The sequence below is a fragment of the Belliella aquatica genome, assembly GCF_014637795.1.
Classification (GTDB): Bacteria; Bacteroidota; Bacteroidia; order Cytophagales; family Cyclobacteriaceae; genus Belliella; species Belliella aquatica.
The window spans coordinates 122,202-138,726 of sequence record NZ_BMFD01000003.1; the positions used below are offsets into that span (position 1 = coordinate 122,202).

Sequence of the window (16,525 nt, forward strand, 5' to 3'; positions counted from 1 at the left end):
TTAATACTTTCAGGTGTTAGAATTATTATTGAATATTGATTTAACAACTGTTCAATGAGGTTGAAGTTTTTCCTGAAATAGTTCCTTATTTCTCTTAATCGAATATTTCCTAGTTTCACAAGAATTAATTTTGGGTTTTTTTGATATTAAAAATGAATCACAAAAGTCAGAATCCTTGGATATTAAGATGCAATTATTTTGGTGGCTAAAATCAATTATTTCTCGATCACTTGTAGACGTTCCTTTGGGGAAAGTGCTAACATGGATAACCTCGTGACCTGAGATGTCTTCTGCTAATGAGGGAGGTATATTTGCGTCTAGAAGAAATATCATGCGGCTGATATCTTAAAATCTTTGAGATTGACAGTTTGCGCTGCGTAGGCTAGACAAGCTAGTATATCATCCTTTTCCAAATCTTTAAACTCCTCTATTATATCCTCTATAGTATCACCCCCAGCTAAGTATTCAAGTATAAAACTAACTGCGTATCTTGTATTCCTGATGGTTGGTTTACCATGTGCTATTTCAGGGTTGATTGTTATTCTTTTCAATAAATTTTCCATGGTTAAGTTTTATGTTTTATAATTGATCAATTTTATAGCTTTCCCCTTTCTATCATTTTTTAAAGTGCATATAAGTCATCTTAACGACTTTTTCTCCTTTGTTAACTTCGCGAGAGGTCTCTTAAGCCAAGCCCGGTTTCCATTCTGGGTCTAGTATTCTTTGGAGATTGCCCACGAAGCTTTGCAGTTCTGTCATTTTTGCGCTGACTTCCTTTTGACCGTTCTTGGTTAGGCTGTAGTATTTTCTGACTCTGTTATCTACTTGTTGGATTTCTGTGGTGAGCATTCCTTCTGCTTCGAGCTTGTGAAGGGCAGGGTAGAGGGCACCTTCGGTGATTTTGATCTCACCGGCTGTGAGTTCTTTCACTCTTTGCGTGATCTCATAGCCATACATTCTTTCATTTTCCTCGAGCAACTTGAGGATAATGGTCTGCAGGCTTCCTTTGATTAAGTTATTGTTTGACATAGCGTTTTTGATGCATCAGTAAGTCAAATATATAAAAAAATTATATACATAAGAAAATTGGGTATATAATTTTATATGTGAGTGATAAGAAAAAGGATGATTTTTAATTGTTGCACATTTTAACCTTTCGATAAAAGTGAATGGTAATGAAACTGATAAACTTTCATAAAATTTTGATCTGACTGATATAATTATCATTTTGAGCTAATGGATTATCAGCAAATCATAGAGGAAGTATATCAAGAAGTTCAGGAAGAGAACCTGAGAGGAAAAGTAGCAGATTATATTCCTGAATTGGCGAGGGTGAACCCAGATCAATTTGGGATTGCACTGGTTGATTTGAAAGGAAATGTGTTTGGTGTTGGGGATTATCAGGTGCCTTTTTCTATCCAAAGTATCAGTAAAGTCCATACCTTGACGATGGTCTTTCATGTGTTCAACTCCAAGCTTTTCTCACGAGTAAATGTCGAGCCGAGTGGTAATCCGTTTAATTCGATTGCGCAGCTGGAATTTGAAAAGGGAGTCCCCAGAAATCCTTTTATCAATGCCGGTGCTTTAGTGATTACAGATGCACTTTGCAGCAAGTTTGAAAAACCGATAGAGCAGATTTCTGATTTTATCAATGAAATCTCAGGGAAAAATTGTGTGAGTATCAATGATAGTGTTAAAAAATCAGAGCAAAATCATGGGGAGCGAAATACTGCTTTGGCCTATTTTCTAAAGTCCTACAAGAATTTCAACAACAATATTGACGAGGTATTGGATGTCTATTTTTCTCAATGTGCCATTGAGATGAATTGTGTAGACTTGGCAAAATCTTTCTCTTATTTGGCAAATGACGGGTTCTCTATCTTTGCGAACAGGGAAATCTTATCGGAAAGTCATGCTAGAAGGGTGAATGCACTGATGTTAACCTGTGGATTTTATGATGAAGCAGGAGAATTTGCATTTCGAGTTGGACTGCCAGGGAAAAGTGGCGTAGGTGGTGGTGTAGCTGCAGTAATGCCTCACAAATTTAGTATCGCTGTCTGGAGTCCTGAACTCAATGAAAAAGGGAACTCAGTTAAAGCCATCAAAGCATTGGAGCTTTTGACTGATAAATTGTCTTTTTCTCTTTTTTAAAAAAAATAAAGGCTTTGGAATTCAATCTTCCAAAGCCTTATTTGTGCTTAATATTCAAAATCCATCAATTCTTTCTCTCAATCCTTACTTCTACTTTTCGATCTTGGTCATTGCTAGACTTTTGGGAACCTCTTATAACCTGACCGCCTGATTCAAGGGTGATTTTATCTTGTGAAATTCCAAATTGCTGAATCAGTGCTTCACTAATTGCTTTTGTTCTTTCTTCTGCAAGTTTCAGGTTGTAATTGATATTCCCGGTATTATCAGCATAACCTGTCAGTGTTAGCTGGTAGCCGGCATTTTCTTTTATAAAATCTACCAAGTTTGCCAATTTTTTGAGTTCCTCGTCTGCTGGAGCCCTTTGGTTGATATCGAAATAGATAATTTCTTTATACCTGAGCAATCTCACTAAAGGATCACTTTCTAAAAAAACTGTATCTCTCAATATCTCTCTCGGTAAGCTGTCTATTTTGGTAATTTTCTCAGATAATTCTTGCTGTGATCTTCTTTCTAGTTCTCGTGACTGATTGCTTATTCTCATCTTAAGCGTATCTTCATTGACGATGCTTTCTTCCAATCGTAAATTAGCAAGACTATCGATGGAAGTAAGGCTATCTGGAGCAATAATCGGGTCTTCAAGCGCGGTCCTGACAGTGTCTAGTTCAATTGTTGTCGTTTCTTTAGGAAGGTCGGGTTGAATTGATCTTGATACTGCTGCACCACCAAAGAAGGCGCCGATTGATCGGAATAGATTTCGGTCCTTCTCTGGGCTAACTTCCTTGATTTCAGTTTCTATTACTTTTTCTCTTTCTCGTATGATAGTTTCTTTTTCAACTGAACCATTTCCTTCACTAGCTGTAGTGCCCTTACTTCTATCGGGTAGGGAAGGTGCCATACTTCTGCTTTGCATGTAGATAACTTCTCTTGGCAGCCTGCTTAAGCTATCTCTTTCAGATTGTAATCTTCTTGATTCAGTTTCCAGGCGGCTAATTCTATCTTCTTGTTCTTTTATCTTATTGAGATTTCCTTGTTCTGTCCCTGAAGTTGGCTTTTGCGATTCGTCAACTCTTCTTTCCATAACCTTTCCATCGACAACTCTTCTTTCAATCAACTGCTGTTGTGGGAGCTCCTTGCCGGTAGAATTCACTTTAGACAGGGCTTGTGTTTCGATGACAACATCACCTTCAGCAGTAATCCGTGAGATAGAAGCCATTGATCTTGAGATATTCATGGGACTCAATAGGCTGTCTAAGGAAGTATTCTCAGTCCTCGGTTGGATTTTGTAATTATTCCTAAGTTTGGAAATGCTGTCTATTTCAGCTTCGAATTGCACTTTCCTGTTTTGGATGCTGTCAAGATTAGATTTCACTTTGGTGACAGAGCTTTCAGTGACCTTTAATAGAGAATCTTTCTTGGCCGCCATCAGTACAGTATCTGCTTTCAGGTTTGAAAACTGATCATTGACTTGATTTTGGATGTCAAGAAGGTTTCGCTCGTCAATTCTACTTTGCAAAACCCGCTCTCTACGATCAGCGATTTGTTGTTCCCAAGTCAAGATTTGAGTTCGGTAACTCAAACTATCCAGTCTAAGTTGATCGACAAGTTGAATATTGGTGTAATAGTTATAAGTGTCTCCTGCCTTTACCACTTTCAAAGAATCAGATTCCGAGACCGTCTTTTCTTGGGCTAACGTTTTTTCTTCAATAACCTTGGTTCCATAGTCAGGATAGTAGGTACTCAATGTTGGAGCTTGGAAGGATTTTTTACTTGCGCCAAAGTTGAATTTCAAGCCAACACCATGATAGATTACCCAATCGTTGTTGCCACTATTCTCACCTCTATTTCGTGTAGCAGGATCAATTGTGTTGGGTCCTGGTTTTGCTGCGTAAGTTTGAAAATCATTGTCATAACTTTCTCTGTACGTGCCATCCACATCATCGAGGTATCCTGTAAAACTGTGAATAAAGTCACTCTGAGCGAATATTTCCAATCTTTGCCCTAGTCTTAATCTTATTCCGAGACCAAGATTGGCATAAAAAGCACCTAGATTATATCCATCAGAAAGTTCTGTTCTCAGTGGAGGTAACTCTGTTTCGTAGCGTCCATTCCCAACTGTTGCAGGATTGGTGTAATCGTATCTGTTTCCATTATCATCCAATAAATCACCACTGATATCAAAATCTAAAAGACCAAACCCTAAAGTGAAGTAGGGAGCGAGTAATGATTTGGATGATAATAATTTGTCGTTATCTGCTTTGAATACAAAAGAAACTCCCATATCTCTGGTGTTATTCTGAAAATTCAAGGCGCGATCAAAATTTCTTCCTGAAGTAAGCAATTCTCCATTTCTTCTAATGTACCGATCGCTCATCGAGAATTGATATTGACCATAGCTAAACTGAATTCCCACGGTAGGACTTAACTTTCTCTCAAGAGAAATTTTGAAGGAATACTGGTCAAAGTAATTTTCGTTGAAATAAAATAGATGATGGATTGCATCAAAATTTGACAATCCACGAAGTCTGTAGGGAGTGAGGTCACCATAGTAATTAGAATAGCCACCGCTGACTCCCAGTCTCCAATCATATTCCTTTTGCTGGGCAAAAAGGATAGGGATGGAAAGGAAACTTACGAATAATATTAGTATTAGCTTTTTCATCAAATTACCTCCTGTTGTTTAGCCCAACCCACAAGTTGAATTCTAAGCTTAACCCGACATAGGGCTGGATGTAATTTGTGTTGCTACCTGAATTGACTTCTTCCATATTGATCATCACTGCACCTGCATTGAATCGCATCACATTGAATATTTTATAGCCCAATCCAGCATAAATAGGAAGATTTACTAAAGGACCTGAAATTTGATTTCCTGATTTTGACTCGAAATTCTGCAAAAATACCCCAGTTGAAATAGAGGCATTTCCTAAGAATTTCTGGAAAGTTTTATTTCCCAAGGGAAATGAAAGTCCCACATAAGGACCGTTGAAATATTCTGTGGAGGAAAGTGTGCGCTTCACAGCAAATGCACCATATCCAAAATTCAATGGCAGCGTATGTGGTTTCTTTTCTGTTGGATATGCATTGACAATTCTTTCATCAACCAAAGCTATTAAGCTTCGTGCTAAAAATTGATCAACCTCATTTTGAACTGTCCCTACTAATTCATCAATGTATGCGTTGGCATAGACTGCTTTTTCATTATCCTCTTCATTTCTTCCAAGAATATTGAACCTAGCTCTTCTGAGTTTAAGCTTGTCTTTTTGATCCAGTTTTTGCTTGACTAAATCACTAAATCCTGGAAAATCTCTCCCCAAAAAATGTCTGTAATCCAATAAACCATTCTCAACAATCTGATTCATCTGTGCGATCATCACCTGATCATTGCTATAAGATTTTATTCCTCCAGAAGCGACTTCAAGATTGGCATTGATGTAGGATTCAAGATTTTTGTTCAAAGCAGACTTCACTTCATCCATCTGCTCTTCGTTTGCGTTTTCGTAATAAGAAAACTCAAGATTGTACTCTGTATTGCTTTTCAGCGGAGTAGCGACAAACAGCTCGTATTGACTGACTTGAAAGTCAAAGGCTGTTTTCCAAACATATTCTTCTGCTTGTTTATCGCTTTTGCCAGGCCGATTTACTTTTACTTTGACAAATTTGATATTGGTAGGGAGTGTTCCCTTGATGTAAAAAGGCTCTTCAGATGGAAGTGGAACGCCTGAATTAATTTGATTGGTGACTACATCAAAATTTACAGATTTGATCTGCCCGAGAACATGATTTGAAATAATAAGGGCTAGGGTGATAAATAGTATTTTTTTCATAAAACTGGTTTATTAGAAAATTTACGAATTATAAAAACTAGAAAATATTAAGGGTTATTCCCTTCAATATACTGAATATAACCCAATTTTGGCCTTTTCTGTTCAGATTTAGGCCATTTATATCTTATATAATTTCACTCAAATCCTTTAAATATGGGGATCTGTTTTCACTATTTTATATTGGTAAATAGCCAAACAAAACGTTTATGGGTTGTATTTTCCGATTTTGTCCATAATCCAAACATCTTTTGCTTTGCGGATTTGCATGCGGTAATATATCAGTACCTCATCGGCACCAGCATCCAAAACAGCTTCTTGTGCTCTTTGGGCTATCTCCATCAACTCTTTTTGTTCACCTTCCATTACCGTTTCAAAGGGAGTTACCACGTATTTTACACCAGATTTTTGGATAACTTCTATCGCTTTATCTACTAGAAAGTAGCTGTCTAGTGTTTTGCTTTTTGGGACAATTTGAATACCCATGTTGATGATGTGCTTATGCTCCATTTTAGGATTAGTTTTATGATTTTTTTTAAATAATACTGATCGATTGCGGTCGCTAATTGTTCATTTTTGATCAATAGAAGATTTTGCTCTTCAAATTTGAATTAAGAATGAGAATTAACTTTAGAATGTTTCAAACCAAGAATCGCCTTCTCCATCACTTATTGATGGACTTTGGTCACTTACTTTTTAAAAGTACGATATACTCACATATTATTGAATGATTTAGATCGTTTTTTGAGATGAGATTTACGCATAAGATATATTGTAAAAAATAATGAAGAATGTTAATCAGTTTTTCTGGTTCTGTAGCGGAGCCAATTTTAATCTTTTGAAAAGAGCACCCACGGAAAGCAACAAGTATGTAGGGATTGGAGGGACTATTTTCTTCACAGGATTGTTGGCGACTATCTCGGCAGGCTATGCTCTATTTACAATTTTTCAATCCGTCTGGTATGCTTTGGCTTTTGGATTAGTTTGGGGTTTGATGATTTTTAATCTTGACCGATTTATCGTTTCCAGTATGCGAAAGAGAAATCACGCCTGGACTGAGTGGAAAATGGCACTTCCAAGATTAGTCATGGCTGTGATTTTAGCTTTGGTGATTTCGAAGCCTTTGGAATTGAAAATATTTGAACGAGAAATCAATCGAAAATTGGATGAACAAAAAACGTTGATGATAGCAGAAAGTAAAGAAGCTCTCAAAACGGGTTTCACAGAAATCGATGATTTGGAAATCCAGAAAGACAGTTTGAAATCTGAAGTAAAAGCGGCGCGCGCTTATAGAGACAAGCTTCAGCAAGAGTATGATTTTGAGCGCTTCGGAACAAAAACAGATGGGACAAGTGGAATTGTTGGATTGGGTTCTAATGCAAAGAAGAAGGAACAACAACTTGATGCGGCACAACAAAGCTTAACAGAGTTGGAGCTCAGCACAAAAGAGAAAATGGATGTACTGGATAAAGAAATCTTAAGACTGGCTTCTCTGAGGGAGGCCGAGTTTGAGAAAATCCAGCCTAACATTGATGAATTTGATGGTTTGGCGGCTAGAATAGATGCATTGGCAGTTTTGACTTCAGAAAGTCGTGCTCTTAAAATGGCCAATTTGATGATAGTTTTACTTTTCGTTGCTATTGAGACGGCCCCGATTTTTGTCAAAATCATTTCTCCAAGAGGTCCTTATGATGAATTGCTCGATCTTGCAGAAAAATCAATAGAAGTCTATTCCAATGAAAAAACGGTGAAGTTGGTGAGGGAAAGTGAGGAAAGATTAAAAGAGGGGGAGTTGAGATTTGAAATTTGAGAATCAAGAAACAAGAGCTAAGAAATAAGATGTCATCGATTAAGGCCTTAGTATTTTCTAGGTATGTTTGGTGATTTGATTGAGTTGGTTCATCGTGTTGCTGACAGATCTCCATTCTGTAAAACTGATCAAACCAATCAATCTATTTAGCCTTTTTCCAGGATTGATCAAGCCTTCAGCAAGGCCTGCAATTACTTGATCTCGAAGATGGATACATTCTTTTTTATTGGCGTGTAGCATATATTCGTTTGCGAATTTCCAAGCACCATCTCTTGCTAGTTTGATGCTGAAATTGACAAGAATTTCATCTCTGCCTTTTGCAAACTGAATTAGAAACCTAAATAACGGCGAAATTTTTCCAATGTTGTTTTTGACACTATCAACTAACTCTGACAACACCTGATTGATTTTTTCAAAGTCATTTTGAATGGTATCAAGATTTTTTTCTTCTACTGTTTCTACCGCTGCGATTCCTAGGTCAAGATTGATATGTGCATTAATTCCTAAAAGGAGATGCTGCAGGACGATATGTGAATTTCGAGAGCAGGCGTCAAAGGCAATTTCCCAGCTGAGGGTAAGATTTTCGTCATTTTGATAAGCTTCATAAGCATCTATAAACCTTTTGGCAAAAATCACATCGAGTTTCTCCATCCGAGGATTGTCCTCAAATTCATTCCTCAAAATACCTTCCTTGATACGAATTGTAACCTGACGGTAAAGAATTGCAAAATATCCCATTCTGGACTCCCTTGAAGTACATTCGGCTACAATAAGATCCATTCTGAAGATCACTTCATCTATGGTTTTCATTTGTTTATCTAATTAGAGTTTCTAAAAAGTCCCCTACAAAATAAGCAACCAAAGCAGCAAGGAAACCTAAGGCCAAAGTCTCACCGATGCTCTTGAAGATATTCGTTTGATTGACAAAGCTTTTGAGCCATCCAACTACTGCAAAGGCAATTCCTGTGAAAATGCTTGTCCATAAAAACACATTGAAAGTGGTCTCTTGAAAGAAATCATAGACATAGATCATCAGTGGGATAAATCCAATTACTATGAATGATATCAAAGTAGCCAAACCAATTTTAAATGGACTTTTGGTTTCTTCCATCATATTGAGTTCGTCTTTCATCATTTCGTTTACCCAACGATCCTTATCTGCTGTGATGACATTGACTACTTGCTGAAGTAATTCGCCTTCGAAGCCTTTTTCTCGGTAGATTTCTTCGATTTCATGGCGTTCTTTTTCCGGCAAATTATCTACTTCCCAATATTCCACAGCTTTGTGTTTGTCGTAATTTTCTTGATCGGACTTGGAAGAAAGATAGGCCCCAACAGACATGGAAAAGCCATCAGCAAGTAAATTTGCAAAGCCCAAAATGATGATAATCGCAGGGTCTAGATTAGCTCCAACAGCTCCTGCAACCACTGCGAAAGTCGTTACTGCTCCATCTATTCCACCATAAACAAATTCTCTGAGGTAATTTTGTAACCCTCCAGCAATCGCAATTTCTTGGTGTAGTTTATCTTCTTTCATTTTAATTTTAAGTTTTAAAAATCATGAGTTTTCATTTATCAATCCTCTCTTTTTTCTTCATACCAAGTTTTATGGACGATTTTCCATTGACCATCGATTTTGATTAAAGTCAAGTAATCGAAATAATAGATGCCCGGCCAAAAGAGCTCCGTCTTCGCTATGGCGGTATAGCCTTTACGTTCAATTTCTAAAATTTTGTTGGTAAATAAGTCTGAATTTCTTGGTTCTCCTTTAGCCGTTCCTGATGCCCAATCTTCATAAGGTGTTACCGTAAAATTTTCTCCTCGATAACCAATTAATCGTGCCGCTGGGTCAAAAGCTTGATCTAACTTGGTGCGATTACGCTCCATCATCCCATCAAAATACAGGTTGATCGTTTTGGTAATCTCTTGCTCTTCGGAAGTAGTTTGTGCAAAAGCCTGCACGGCGAAGATTGAAATGATAAAAAGAATTAGATTTGCTTTCATACTTTTAATTTAAGTAAAAAAGAGATGTCCCTGCTATATGACTCTAAAAATACCGTAATTTGGAATACGTCTTAGTCTAATAACACCTTAATTTGAGGATAAATGATAAAAATAAAAAATATAATCATCAACACACTCTTGATATTCTTTGGGATTGTATTGGTCGATTTTTTAATAGAAGTCTTGTATCGTGGAACAGATTTTCAAATTTGGCTAGCATACATCATTGACTTGAGAGTTTGGTTGACAAGATTGCTGATTTCTATTGCGCTAGCTTTTTATAATGTTTTCAGAATGAAAAAAAGAGAAGAAATTCAAAAAGCAGATTAAAGCTTATTTTAATTGATTTTCCTCTAAAACCTCCTCGCCTGTTTTTGTAGGAATAAGGTTTTCCAATTCCTCCGTTGTAAACAAGCGTGAGCGAATCATAAACCGGATTCCCATCGGGATTTCAATTGAAAAGCTACTTCCTCTTCCTGGCGTCACGTCCAGGGTGAGTTGTGTATGTTTCCAATATTCAAATTGATCTTGATTCATGAAAAAATCACAACCATACACATCACCTAGCCAGATATCACTAGTACCGACTTTAAAATCTCCTTTTTCAAAACACATTGGAGAAGAACCATCACAGCAGCCTCCGCTTTGATGAAACATTAAGTCGTTGCCAAAGCGCTTTCGAAGAATATCGATTGTTTCTATGGCAACTTCTGATAGAATTACTCTTGGGGTATATTTTTGATCAGTCATGTTGATTGAGGGTTTTCAAAAGGGTTAACATGTTGTAAAGTTGGAAGGTTGTAAAGTTTTTGAGGGAGTGAGACCTTTTGTTAAAAACTAGAGTTTTCTAAGAGTATGCTGCTAGCCAATAGCTTATGTAAATTATCAACCTATTTCAACAATATTTCTAATACCTTTCATTTTAAACTTTTAAAGCTTAATGGAAAAACAAGAAGCAAGATATTTCTACCGTGCTTCTTGCATCTTATGTCTTGATTCTTAAGTTTCAAGTCTTATATCTTTCTACTAAAAGAATCCAAGTTTATTTTTATCATAAGAAATCAACATATTCTTGGTTTGACGGTAATGGTCAAGCATCATCAAGTGGTTTTCTCTACCAAATCCAGACTTTTTGTATCCACCGAATGGTGCATGCGCAGGGTAATTATGGTAGCAATTCACCCAAACACGTCCTGCTTGGATTGCTCTTGGCACTTGATAAAGTTCATGTGCATCTCTAGACCAAAGTCCTGCACCGAGACCGTACATTGTGTCATTTGCGATAGCGATCGCTTCTTCAGTAGTTTTGAATGTAGTTACAGACACTACAGGACCAAAGATTTCTTCTTGGAAAATCCTCATTTTGTTATGCCCTTTAAAAATTGTTGGTTGAATGTAGTAACCTGTTTCTAGGCCAGAATTGAGACTGGCTTTATCTCCACCGCAAAGAACTTCTGCTCCTTCTTGCTTTCCGATATCCATGTAAGAAAGGATTTTTTCATACTGATCATTTGAAGCCTGTGCTCCCATCATCGTGTCTTCCGCTAGTGGGTGACCCATTTTGATTGCTTTGGTTCTTTCTACGACTTTTTCCATAAATACATCATAGATATCTTCATGAACCAAGATTCTTGAGGGGCAAGTACAGATTTCACCTTGATTGAGTGCAAACATTACTGCGCCTTCTACCGCTTTGTCAAAAAACTCGTCATCGGCATCAGCCACTGATTTCATAAAGATATTTGGAGATTTACCACCAAGTTCCATGGTGACCGGGATAAGATTTTCAGATGCATATTGCATAATCAATCGACCAGTGGTGGTCTCTCCTGTAAAAGATACTTTAGCGATTCGAGGAGAAGAAGCTAGTGGCTTGCCTGCTTCTGGACCAAATCCTGTAACCACATTCAGAACGCCAGGAGGAAGAACGTCAGCGATCAATTCCATTAGCACCATGATGCTAGTAGGAGTCTGCTCAGCAGGTTTTACTACAGTACAACAGCCGGCAGCAAGTGCTGGAGCGATTTTCCATGTCGCCATTAATAAAGGGAAGTTCCAAGGAATGATCTGCCCAACTACGCCTAGCGGCTCGTGAAGCGCAATACTCACAGTATGCTCGTCATGCTCTGAAATGGTGCTTTCATCAGCTCGGATCACACCAGCAAAATACCTGAAATGGTCGATTACTAAGGGTAAATCAGCTGCTCTAGTTTCTCTAAGTGCTTTTCCATTGTCTATTGTTTCAACCCTTGCGAGCATTTCCAGATTCTCTTCAATGATATCAGCAATTTTATTGAGGAGTTTGCTTCTTAGAGCAGGAGTAGTTTTGGACCAAGTTGGGAAAGCCTCATGTGCGGCATCAAGAGCCAGTTCTATATCTGCCTTGTTTCCTCTTGCAGCTTTTGAAAAAGCCTTTCCGTCGATTGGGGAAATATTGTCAAAATATTCTCCAGAGGAAGGAGCTACAAACTTACCTCCTATGAAATGGTCGTACTTTTCTTTAATTTTTGGCCTATCAACAGGCTTTGATTGGGATAATGTTAAAGTTGACATATTTTTTTATTTTGGGTTTTTTTCAAATGTCTTTATTAAATTCTTCTAAAAACCAACTTATCCTATCATACAATCCACCTCAGATAACAATATGTATATGAAGTATGGAATACCTGATTTTAAATCTGATTTTGAGTTTTAATTCAATAAATTTCTATAAATGATTCTTTCTTAATAACTTTAAGAAAAACCCAAAATAATTAGCATGCAAAATAACTTCATAGCGGGTGTTCCATGGAGGGCAGAAAGAGATCTTAAGACACTGGTAGAGAATAGAACTACTTATACTTTAGACGAGTGCGAGTTGAATATTTTTGAGACGCATCAGGAGGCTAAAGATGTTAATTTAGTCTTTGGAGATTTAGTTTTGACCACCATGCTGAAGGGTAAAAAGGTCATGCATCTTTTTGACAAACCTGGATTTGATTATTTACCAGGGGAATCTGTGATCGTTCCACCCAATGAATTGATGAAAATCGATTTCCCAGAAGCTAATTTTGATAATCCTACGCAATGCATTGCTTTGTCTATTTCGAAGGAAATGATCGAAAACACTTTTAATTTGCTGAATGAAAGGTTTCCAGATAAAATGCTTAGCCAAGAGTGGGGTCTGGATTTATCTAATTTTCATCTGATTAATACACAAGATTTATCGGAAATCATTAATAGATTTATAAGGATAGGTGTCAAAGAAAGATCAAAAGAAAAGGATGTGATAGCGACCTTGGCCTTGAAGGAGTTGCTAATCAGATTAACACAGACACAGGCAAGAGAGATGTTAGAGAAGACCTACAAGCAACTTTCTTCAAATAATAGACTTGCACACGTTGTTGATTTTATCAAGGTGAATATCAGAGAAAATCTTACTTTGGATCAGCTCAGCTCTAAGGCTTGTATGAGTAAACCACACTTTTCAAGATCATTTAAAAACGAGCTGGGACTATCTCCAATGGAGTTCATTTTAAAAGAGCGACTCAATTTGGCTAAAAATTATTTGAGAATGGCCAACTATCAAATCCAAGAAGTGTGCTTTATGGCGGGGTTTAATAATAATACTTATTTTATTCGTGCCTTCAAAGCAGAATTTGGAATGACACCAAAGGTTTTTCAAAACTCTTTGCAGTAACCAAATATTTGTCGCTTATGATATCTTTTCAAAAAAATATTTTAGAAGTTTTATTGCCGTTTATTATGTTTTTGTTATGTTTAGGAAAGTTTGGTAGAGAAAAAACAATAAATGTTGAAGTTTTGCCAAATGAAATATGGCTGAGGTCAGTTACAAATAAACCCACTCAAGGAGTCTTTTACAGAGACTCCTTTTTTTATGGTTAATAATTAAACCTATTTTGATGAATTTTGCATAAAAAAGTAAAAAAGGGGTTGATTTTTTACCCTATTTTACCGAAAAATGAATTATTACCAATTCTCAGGTGTAAAACGTGCGTTTTTTGCGTTAATTCCAATGTTTTCCTGAAAATTAACTTAAAATTAACCCTGTTTTTCACAAAGGCCAAAAGAATAGAATTAGAGGGATAGCACCAATTGTTATTAAAATAGATATAGGAAGACCCATTTTGAAATAATCTTTGAAAGCATATCCTCCAGGTCCCATTACTAATGTATTTGATTGGTGACCGATAGGTGTAAGAAAAGCCGAAGAGGCTGCTACAGCTATAGCCATTAAGAATGGGTCTGAAGAAACTTCCAGCCCATGTGCGATATTGACGGCTATCGGAGCCATGAGTACGGCAGTAGCAGCATTGTTGATTACATTAGACAGTAACATGGTGGTGACAAAAAACAATACCAAACTTAATTCAGCCGGGAGGTCAGAGCCTACTTTTAATAAAAGATTTGCAATTGTGTTTGCTCCACCGGTACTTTCCAAAGCAGTTCCAATCGGTAACATCGCGCCTAAGAGAACAATCACAGGCCAGTCAATTTTTTGATAGAGTTCTTTTAAATCTAGTGTTTTGGTCACTACCATTGCAAGTGCAGCCAAGGTAAAGCTGATCTGAACAGGCAAAAGATTAGTGATAATAAGTGCAATCGAAACCACAAAAATACCTAAAGCTACTACGATTCTCTTTGGTTTACCAATAGTGAAACCGCGATCGGCCAAGGGGAGACAACCCATAATTTGTAGACTTTCGTTGATTTTCTCTGGATTGCCTTGAAGAAGTAAAACATCGCCCACTTTAAATTTAATGTGATCAAGGCGTTTTTTGATTTTTTTATCTTGCCTTGAGATTGCCAACAGATTCACGCCAAACCGGTTGCGCATGCTGAGACTTACGGCAGTTTGATTAGAAATCGCAGCATCTGCCATCACAACGGCTTCTACTATAGAGATTTCTTCACTGCCTATGGCTTTTTCGCCTTCTTTATTTTTTTTATTTGCAACTAATGTACAGTTGCTTTTTTCTAAGAACTTCTTCAAATCGTCGCCATCACTTTCAATAGAAATGATATCTCCATTTCGCATGACCATATTCATGTCAGGTGCATGGATCAGGTAATTGTTGCGCACTACATGTAGAACTTGAATGTCACCCTCACTGATTACCTGCACTTTCAACAATGGTTCCCCTTCTAATTTCGAATCTTCTTCGACTATGATTTCTGTGATGTAATCTTCGATATTGAAGTAATTTTCATCTTTTTTATTGCCACTGATTCTTTTGGGAATCAGTCTCCAACCCAATAAAATGATAAAAATAAGACCTATCACCGTCACTCCTATTCCGACGGGGGCAAAGTCAAACATGGAAAATGGAACTCCCATTTCTTTTTGTCTGAAACTCGCAATGATAATATTCGGAGGTGTCCCAATAAGGGTAATCATGCCACCCAGAAGGGATGCAAATGCCAACGGCATCAATAAAGATGAGGGTGAGTTCCCGCTCTTTTTTGCCAAATGAAGTGCTACAGGCATCATTACCGCCAATGCACCTACATTATTCATAAATGCAGATGCTACACTTACTGTCACGCAAAGGACAGCAATCTGAATGGTTGGATTATCTCCGAGTTTGATTATCCACTTTCCGATTAACTCTACCAAACCTGAATTTTGTAATCCTGCACTTACCACTAGAATTACAGCAACAGTGACAACAGCGGGGTGTGCAAAACCGAAAAATGCTTCATCAACAGGAGTAATTCCAGTGATTACCAATATCAACAAACAAGTGATTGCAACGATATCATATCTGAATTTCCCCCATACGAAAAATATCAAGGCGAAGGCTAGTACTCCGAAAACAATTAATTCTTGCATGTTGGTTTTTTGAATTTACTCTAGTTAAAAAGAATATGGGGTATTCCCAAATTCAAAATCATTAACCTAGCGCTACATCCAAAATCATCATGATCGTAAATCCGCCCATAAAACCTAAAACAGCCAAATCGGTATATTTATCTCTTTGTGTTTCGGGGATTACTTCCTCTACTACTACGAAAATCATAGCACCGGCTGCGAATGAAAGGGCATAGGGAAGAATGTCTTGCATGTAAATTACTGCTACGGCTCCAATCACGCCAGCAACGGGCTCCACGATAGCAGATAGCTGACCGTACCAAAAACTTTTCCTTCTGCTCACACCATGCCTTCTTAGTGGCATTGCAACAGCCATACCTTCAGGGAAATTTTGGATACCAATCCCTATAGCTAGTGCTATAGCTGCTGAAATGCTCGCTCCCTCCATACCCAACGATGCGGCTCCAAATAGGATGCCAACAGCTAAACCTTCAGGGATATTGTGTAGAGTGATAGCTAAAAGTAAAAGTGTGGATTTGTGCCATTTGGTTGCGACACCTTCTGTTTCATCTTTGTTGAAATTGATATGGAGGTGTGGCATGAATTTGTCTAGAGCAAAAATAAATAGCCCACCTGCAAGAAATCCTATAGCTGCAGGAATCCAAGGAGCTGAGGGAAATTGTGCCTCGGAATGCTTGATGCTCGGTGCCAACAACGACCAAAAACTTGCTGCAATCATAACTCCGCCTGTAAATCCAAGCAAGGTGTCAAAAACAGATCTCCTTATTTCTTTGAAAAAGAAAACAAGCGAAGCACCAAGTGCGGTGACAATCCATGTAAATGTCGTCGCTAAAAAAGCAGATTTAACTGGTCCAATTTCCTTTGCAAAAATTTCTAGTGATTCTAACATAGGTATAGGTTTTTACA

Annotated in this window: 17 protein-coding genes; 4 read left to right on the top strand and 13 right to left on the bottom strand. The window is 37.5% G+C overall.

Features of this window, described 5'->3' with window-relative positions:
• Nucleotides 1-51 precede the first annotated feature (51 nt).
• From IEV57_RS19500 to IEV57_RS05350, 3 genes are all read right to left on the bottom strand, one after another.
• Nucleotides 52-333 (bottom strand): DUF5615 family PIN-like protein, encoded by a 282-nt coding sequence (locus IEV57_RS19500; RefSeq protein ID WP_188440407.1) that lies wholly within the window; start codon nucleotides 331-333, stop codon nucleotides 52-54.
• Complete coding sequence (locus IEV57_RS05345) at nucleotides 330-551, bottom strand: DUF433 domain-containing protein (protein ID WP_373282213.1); 222 nt, start codon at nucleotides 549-551, stop codon at nucleotides 330-332. The genes IEV57_RS19500 and IEV57_RS05345 overlap by 4 nt, the downstream gene beginning before the upstream one ends.
• A 133-nt stretch (nucleotides 552-684) precedes the next feature.
• Nucleotides 685-1,029 (bottom strand): PadR family transcriptional regulator, encoded by a 345-nt coding sequence (locus tag IEV57_RS05350; RefSeq protein WP_188440411.1) that lies wholly within the window; start codon nucleotides 1,027-1,029, stop codon nucleotides 685-687.
• Between the two features lie 207 nt (nucleotides 1,030-1,236).
• Here IEV57_RS05350 and IEV57_RS05355 point away from each other — a divergent pair, with 207 nt between their 5' ends.
• Nucleotides 1,237-2,151, top strand: coding sequence for a glutaminase (locus IEV57_RS05355; RefSeq protein ID WP_188440414.1), 915 nt, complete (start codon nucleotides 1,237-1,239; stop codon nucleotides 2,149-2,151).
• 64 nt (nucleotides 2,152-2,215) lie between these two features.
• Here the strand turns inward: IEV57_RS05355 and IEV57_RS05360 are convergent, their stop codons facing one another.
• From IEV57_RS05360 to IEV57_RS05370, 3 genes are all read right to left on the bottom strand, one after another.
• A complete protein-coding gene (locus IEV57_RS05360; RefSeq protein WP_188440416.1) occupies nucleotides 2,216-4,810 on the bottom strand; it encodes an OmpA family protein in 2,595 nt (864 codons plus the stop codon).
• A 4-nt stretch (nucleotides 4,811-4,814) separates the two neighbouring features.
• Nucleotides 4,815-5,975, bottom strand: coding sequence for a hypothetical protein (locus IEV57_RS05365; protein WP_188440418.1), 1,161 nt, complete (start codon nucleotides 5,973-5,975; stop codon nucleotides 4,815-4,817).
• Nucleotides 5,976-6,179: 204 nt separating this feature from the next.
• Nucleotides 6,180-6,482 carry a thiamine-binding protein gene (locus IEV57_RS05370; protein ID WP_188440420.1) on the bottom strand — a complete coding sequence of 101 codons (303 nt, stop codon included), beginning with the start codon at nucleotides 6,480-6,482 and terminating at the stop codon, nucleotides 6,180-6,182.
• Nucleotides 6,483-6,756: 274 nt separating this feature from the next.
• Here IEV57_RS05370 and IEV57_RS05375 point away from each other — a divergent pair, with 274 nt between their 5' ends.
• Complete coding sequence (locus tag IEV57_RS05375; RefSeq protein ID WP_188440421.1) at nucleotides 6,757-7,782, top strand: DUF4407 domain-containing protein; 1,026 nt, start codon at nucleotides 6,757-6,759, stop codon at nucleotides 7,780-7,782.
• A 57-nt stretch (nucleotides 7,783-7,839) separates the two neighbouring features.
• Here the strand turns inward: IEV57_RS05375 and IEV57_RS05380 are convergent, their stop codons facing one another.
• Genes IEV57_RS05380 through IEV57_RS05390 form a run of 3 tightly spaced genes read right to left on the bottom strand, consistent with a single transcriptional unit; the run spans nucleotide 7,840 to nucleotide 9,786 of the window.
• The gene (locus IEV57_RS05380; protein ID WP_188440423.1) at nucleotides 7,840-8,592 is read right to left on the bottom strand and encodes a DUF5995 family protein; all 753 of its coding nucleotides are present in this window, start codon (nucleotides 8,590-8,592) and stop codon (nucleotides 7,840-7,842) included.
• Between the two features lie 4 nt (nucleotides 8,593-8,596).
• Nucleotides 8,597-9,319, bottom strand: coding sequence for a VIT1/CCC1 transporter family protein (locus tag IEV57_RS05385; protein ID WP_188440425.1), 723 nt, complete (start codon nucleotides 9,317-9,319; stop codon nucleotides 8,597-8,599).
• A gap of 38 nt (nucleotides 9,320-9,357) precedes the next feature.
• On the bottom strand, nucleotides 9,358-9,786 hold the full coding sequence (locus IEV57_RS05390) for a nuclear transport factor 2 family protein (RefSeq protein WP_188440426.1): 429 nt from the start codon (nucleotides 9,784-9,786) through the stop codon (nucleotides 9,358-9,360).
• Nucleotides 9,787-9,888: 102 nt separating this feature from the next.
• Here IEV57_RS05390 and IEV57_RS05395 point away from each other — a divergent pair, with 102 nt between their 5' ends.
• Entirely contained in the window at nucleotides 9,889-10,116 is a 228-nt protein-coding gene (locus IEV57_RS05395) for a hypothetical protein (RefSeq protein WP_188440428.1), read from the top strand.
• 3 nt (nucleotides 10,117-10,119) lie between these two features.
• Here the strand turns inward: IEV57_RS05395 and IEV57_RS05400 are convergent, their stop codons facing one another.
• Together IEV57_RS05400 and IEV57_RS05405 are read right to left on the bottom strand one after the other, a co-directional pair.
• On the bottom strand, nucleotides 10,120-10,536 hold the full coding sequence (locus IEV57_RS05400; RefSeq protein ID WP_188440430.1) for a DUF779 domain-containing protein: 417 nt from the start codon (nucleotides 10,534-10,536) through the stop codon (nucleotides 10,120-10,122).
• A 276-nt stretch (nucleotides 10,537-10,812) separates the two neighbouring features.
• The gene (locus IEV57_RS05405; RefSeq protein ID WP_188440432.1) at nucleotides 10,813-12,339 is read right to left on the bottom strand and encodes an aldehyde dehydrogenase family protein; all 1,527 of its coding nucleotides are present in this window, start codon (nucleotides 12,337-12,339) and stop codon (nucleotides 10,813-10,815) included.
• Between the two features lie 205 nt (nucleotides 12,340-12,544).
• Here IEV57_RS05405 and IEV57_RS05410 point away from each other — a divergent pair, with 205 nt between their 5' ends.
• A complete protein-coding gene (locus tag IEV57_RS05410) occupies nucleotides 12,545-13,465 on the top strand; it encodes an AraC family transcriptional regulator (RefSeq protein ID WP_188440434.1) in 921 nt (306 codons plus the stop codon).
• A 375-nt stretch (nucleotides 13,466-13,840) separates the two neighbouring features.
• Here the strand turns inward: IEV57_RS05410 and IEV57_RS05415 are convergent, their stop codons facing one another.
• Nucleotides 13,841-15,619, bottom strand: a complete 1,779-nt coding sequence (locus IEV57_RS05415) for an SLC13 family permease (RefSeq protein WP_188440436.1) — start codon at nucleotides 15,617-15,619, stop codon at nucleotides 13,841-13,843.
• Nucleotides 15,620-15,680: 61 nt separating this feature from the next.
• A complete protein-coding gene (locus IEV57_RS05420; protein ID WP_188440439.1) occupies nucleotides 15,681-16,508 on the bottom strand; it encodes a ZIP family metal transporter in 828 nt (275 codons plus the stop codon).
• Between the last annotated feature and the right edge of the window lie 17 nt (nucleotides 16,509-16,525).

Bases quoted from the DNA above. Each gene is read 5' to 3' on its own strand.
- IEV57_RS05390 (WP_188440426.1), bottom strand. From the start codon at position 9,786: ATGAAAGCAAATCTAATTCTTTTTATCATTTCAATCTTCGCCGTGCAG.
- IEV57_RS05385 (WP_188440425.1), bottom strand. From the start codon at position 9,319: ATGAAAGAAGATAAACTACACCAAGAAATTGCGATTGCTGGAGGGTTA.
- IEV57_RS05410 (WP_188440434.1), top strand. From the start codon at position 12,545: ATGCAAAATAACTTCATAGCGGGTGTTCCATGGAGGGCAGAAAGAGAT.
- IEV57_RS05355 (WP_188440414.1), top strand. From the start codon at position 1,237: ATGGATTATCAGCAAATCATAGAGGAAGTATATCAAGAAGTTCAGGAA.
- IEV57_RS05395 (WP_188440428.1), top strand. From the start codon at position 9,889: ATGATAAAAATAAAAAATATAATCATCAACACACTCTTGATATTCTTT.
- IEV57_RS05420 (WP_188440439.1), bottom strand. From the start codon at position 16,508: ATGTTAGAATCACTAGAAATTTTTGCAAAGGAAATTGGACCAGTTAAA.
- IEV57_RS05350 (WP_188440411.1), bottom strand. From the start codon at position 1,029: ATGTCAAACAATAACTTAATCAAAGGAAGCCTGCAGACCATTATCCTC.
- IEV57_RS05360 (WP_188440416.1), bottom strand. From the start codon at position 4,810: ATGAAAAAGCTAATACTAATATTATTCGTAAGTTTCCTTTCCATCCCT.
- IEV57_RS05405 (WP_188440432.1), bottom strand. From the start codon at position 12,339: ATGTCAACTTTAACATTATCCCAATCAAAGCCTGTTGATAGGCCAAAA.
- IEV57_RS05365 (WP_188440418.1), bottom strand. From the start codon at position 5,975: ATGAAAAAAATACTATTTATCACCCTAGCCCTTATTATTTCAAATCAT.
- IEV57_RS05375 (WP_188440421.1), top strand. From the start codon at position 6,757: ATGAAGAATGTTAATCAGTTTTTCTGGTTCTGTAGCGGAGCCAATTTT.
- IEV57_RS05380 (WP_188440423.1), bottom strand. From the start codon at position 8,592: ATGAAAACCATAGATGAAGTGATCTTCAGAATGGATCTTATTGTAGCC.
- IEV57_RS05400 (WP_188440430.1), bottom strand. From the start codon at position 10,536: ATGACTGATCAAAAATATACCCCAAGAGTAATTCTATCAGAAGTTGCC.
- IEV57_RS05370 (WP_188440420.1), bottom strand. From the start codon at position 6,482: ATGGAGCATAAGCACATCATCAACATGGGTATTCAAATTGTCCCAAAA.
- IEV57_RS05415 (WP_188440436.1), bottom strand. From the start codon at position 15,619: ATGCAAGAATTAATTGTTTTCGGAGTACTAGCCTTCGCCTTGATATTT.
- IEV57_RS19500 (WP_188440407.1), bottom strand. From the start codon at position 333: ATGATATTTCTTCTAGACGCAAATATACCTCCCTCATTAGCAGAAGAC.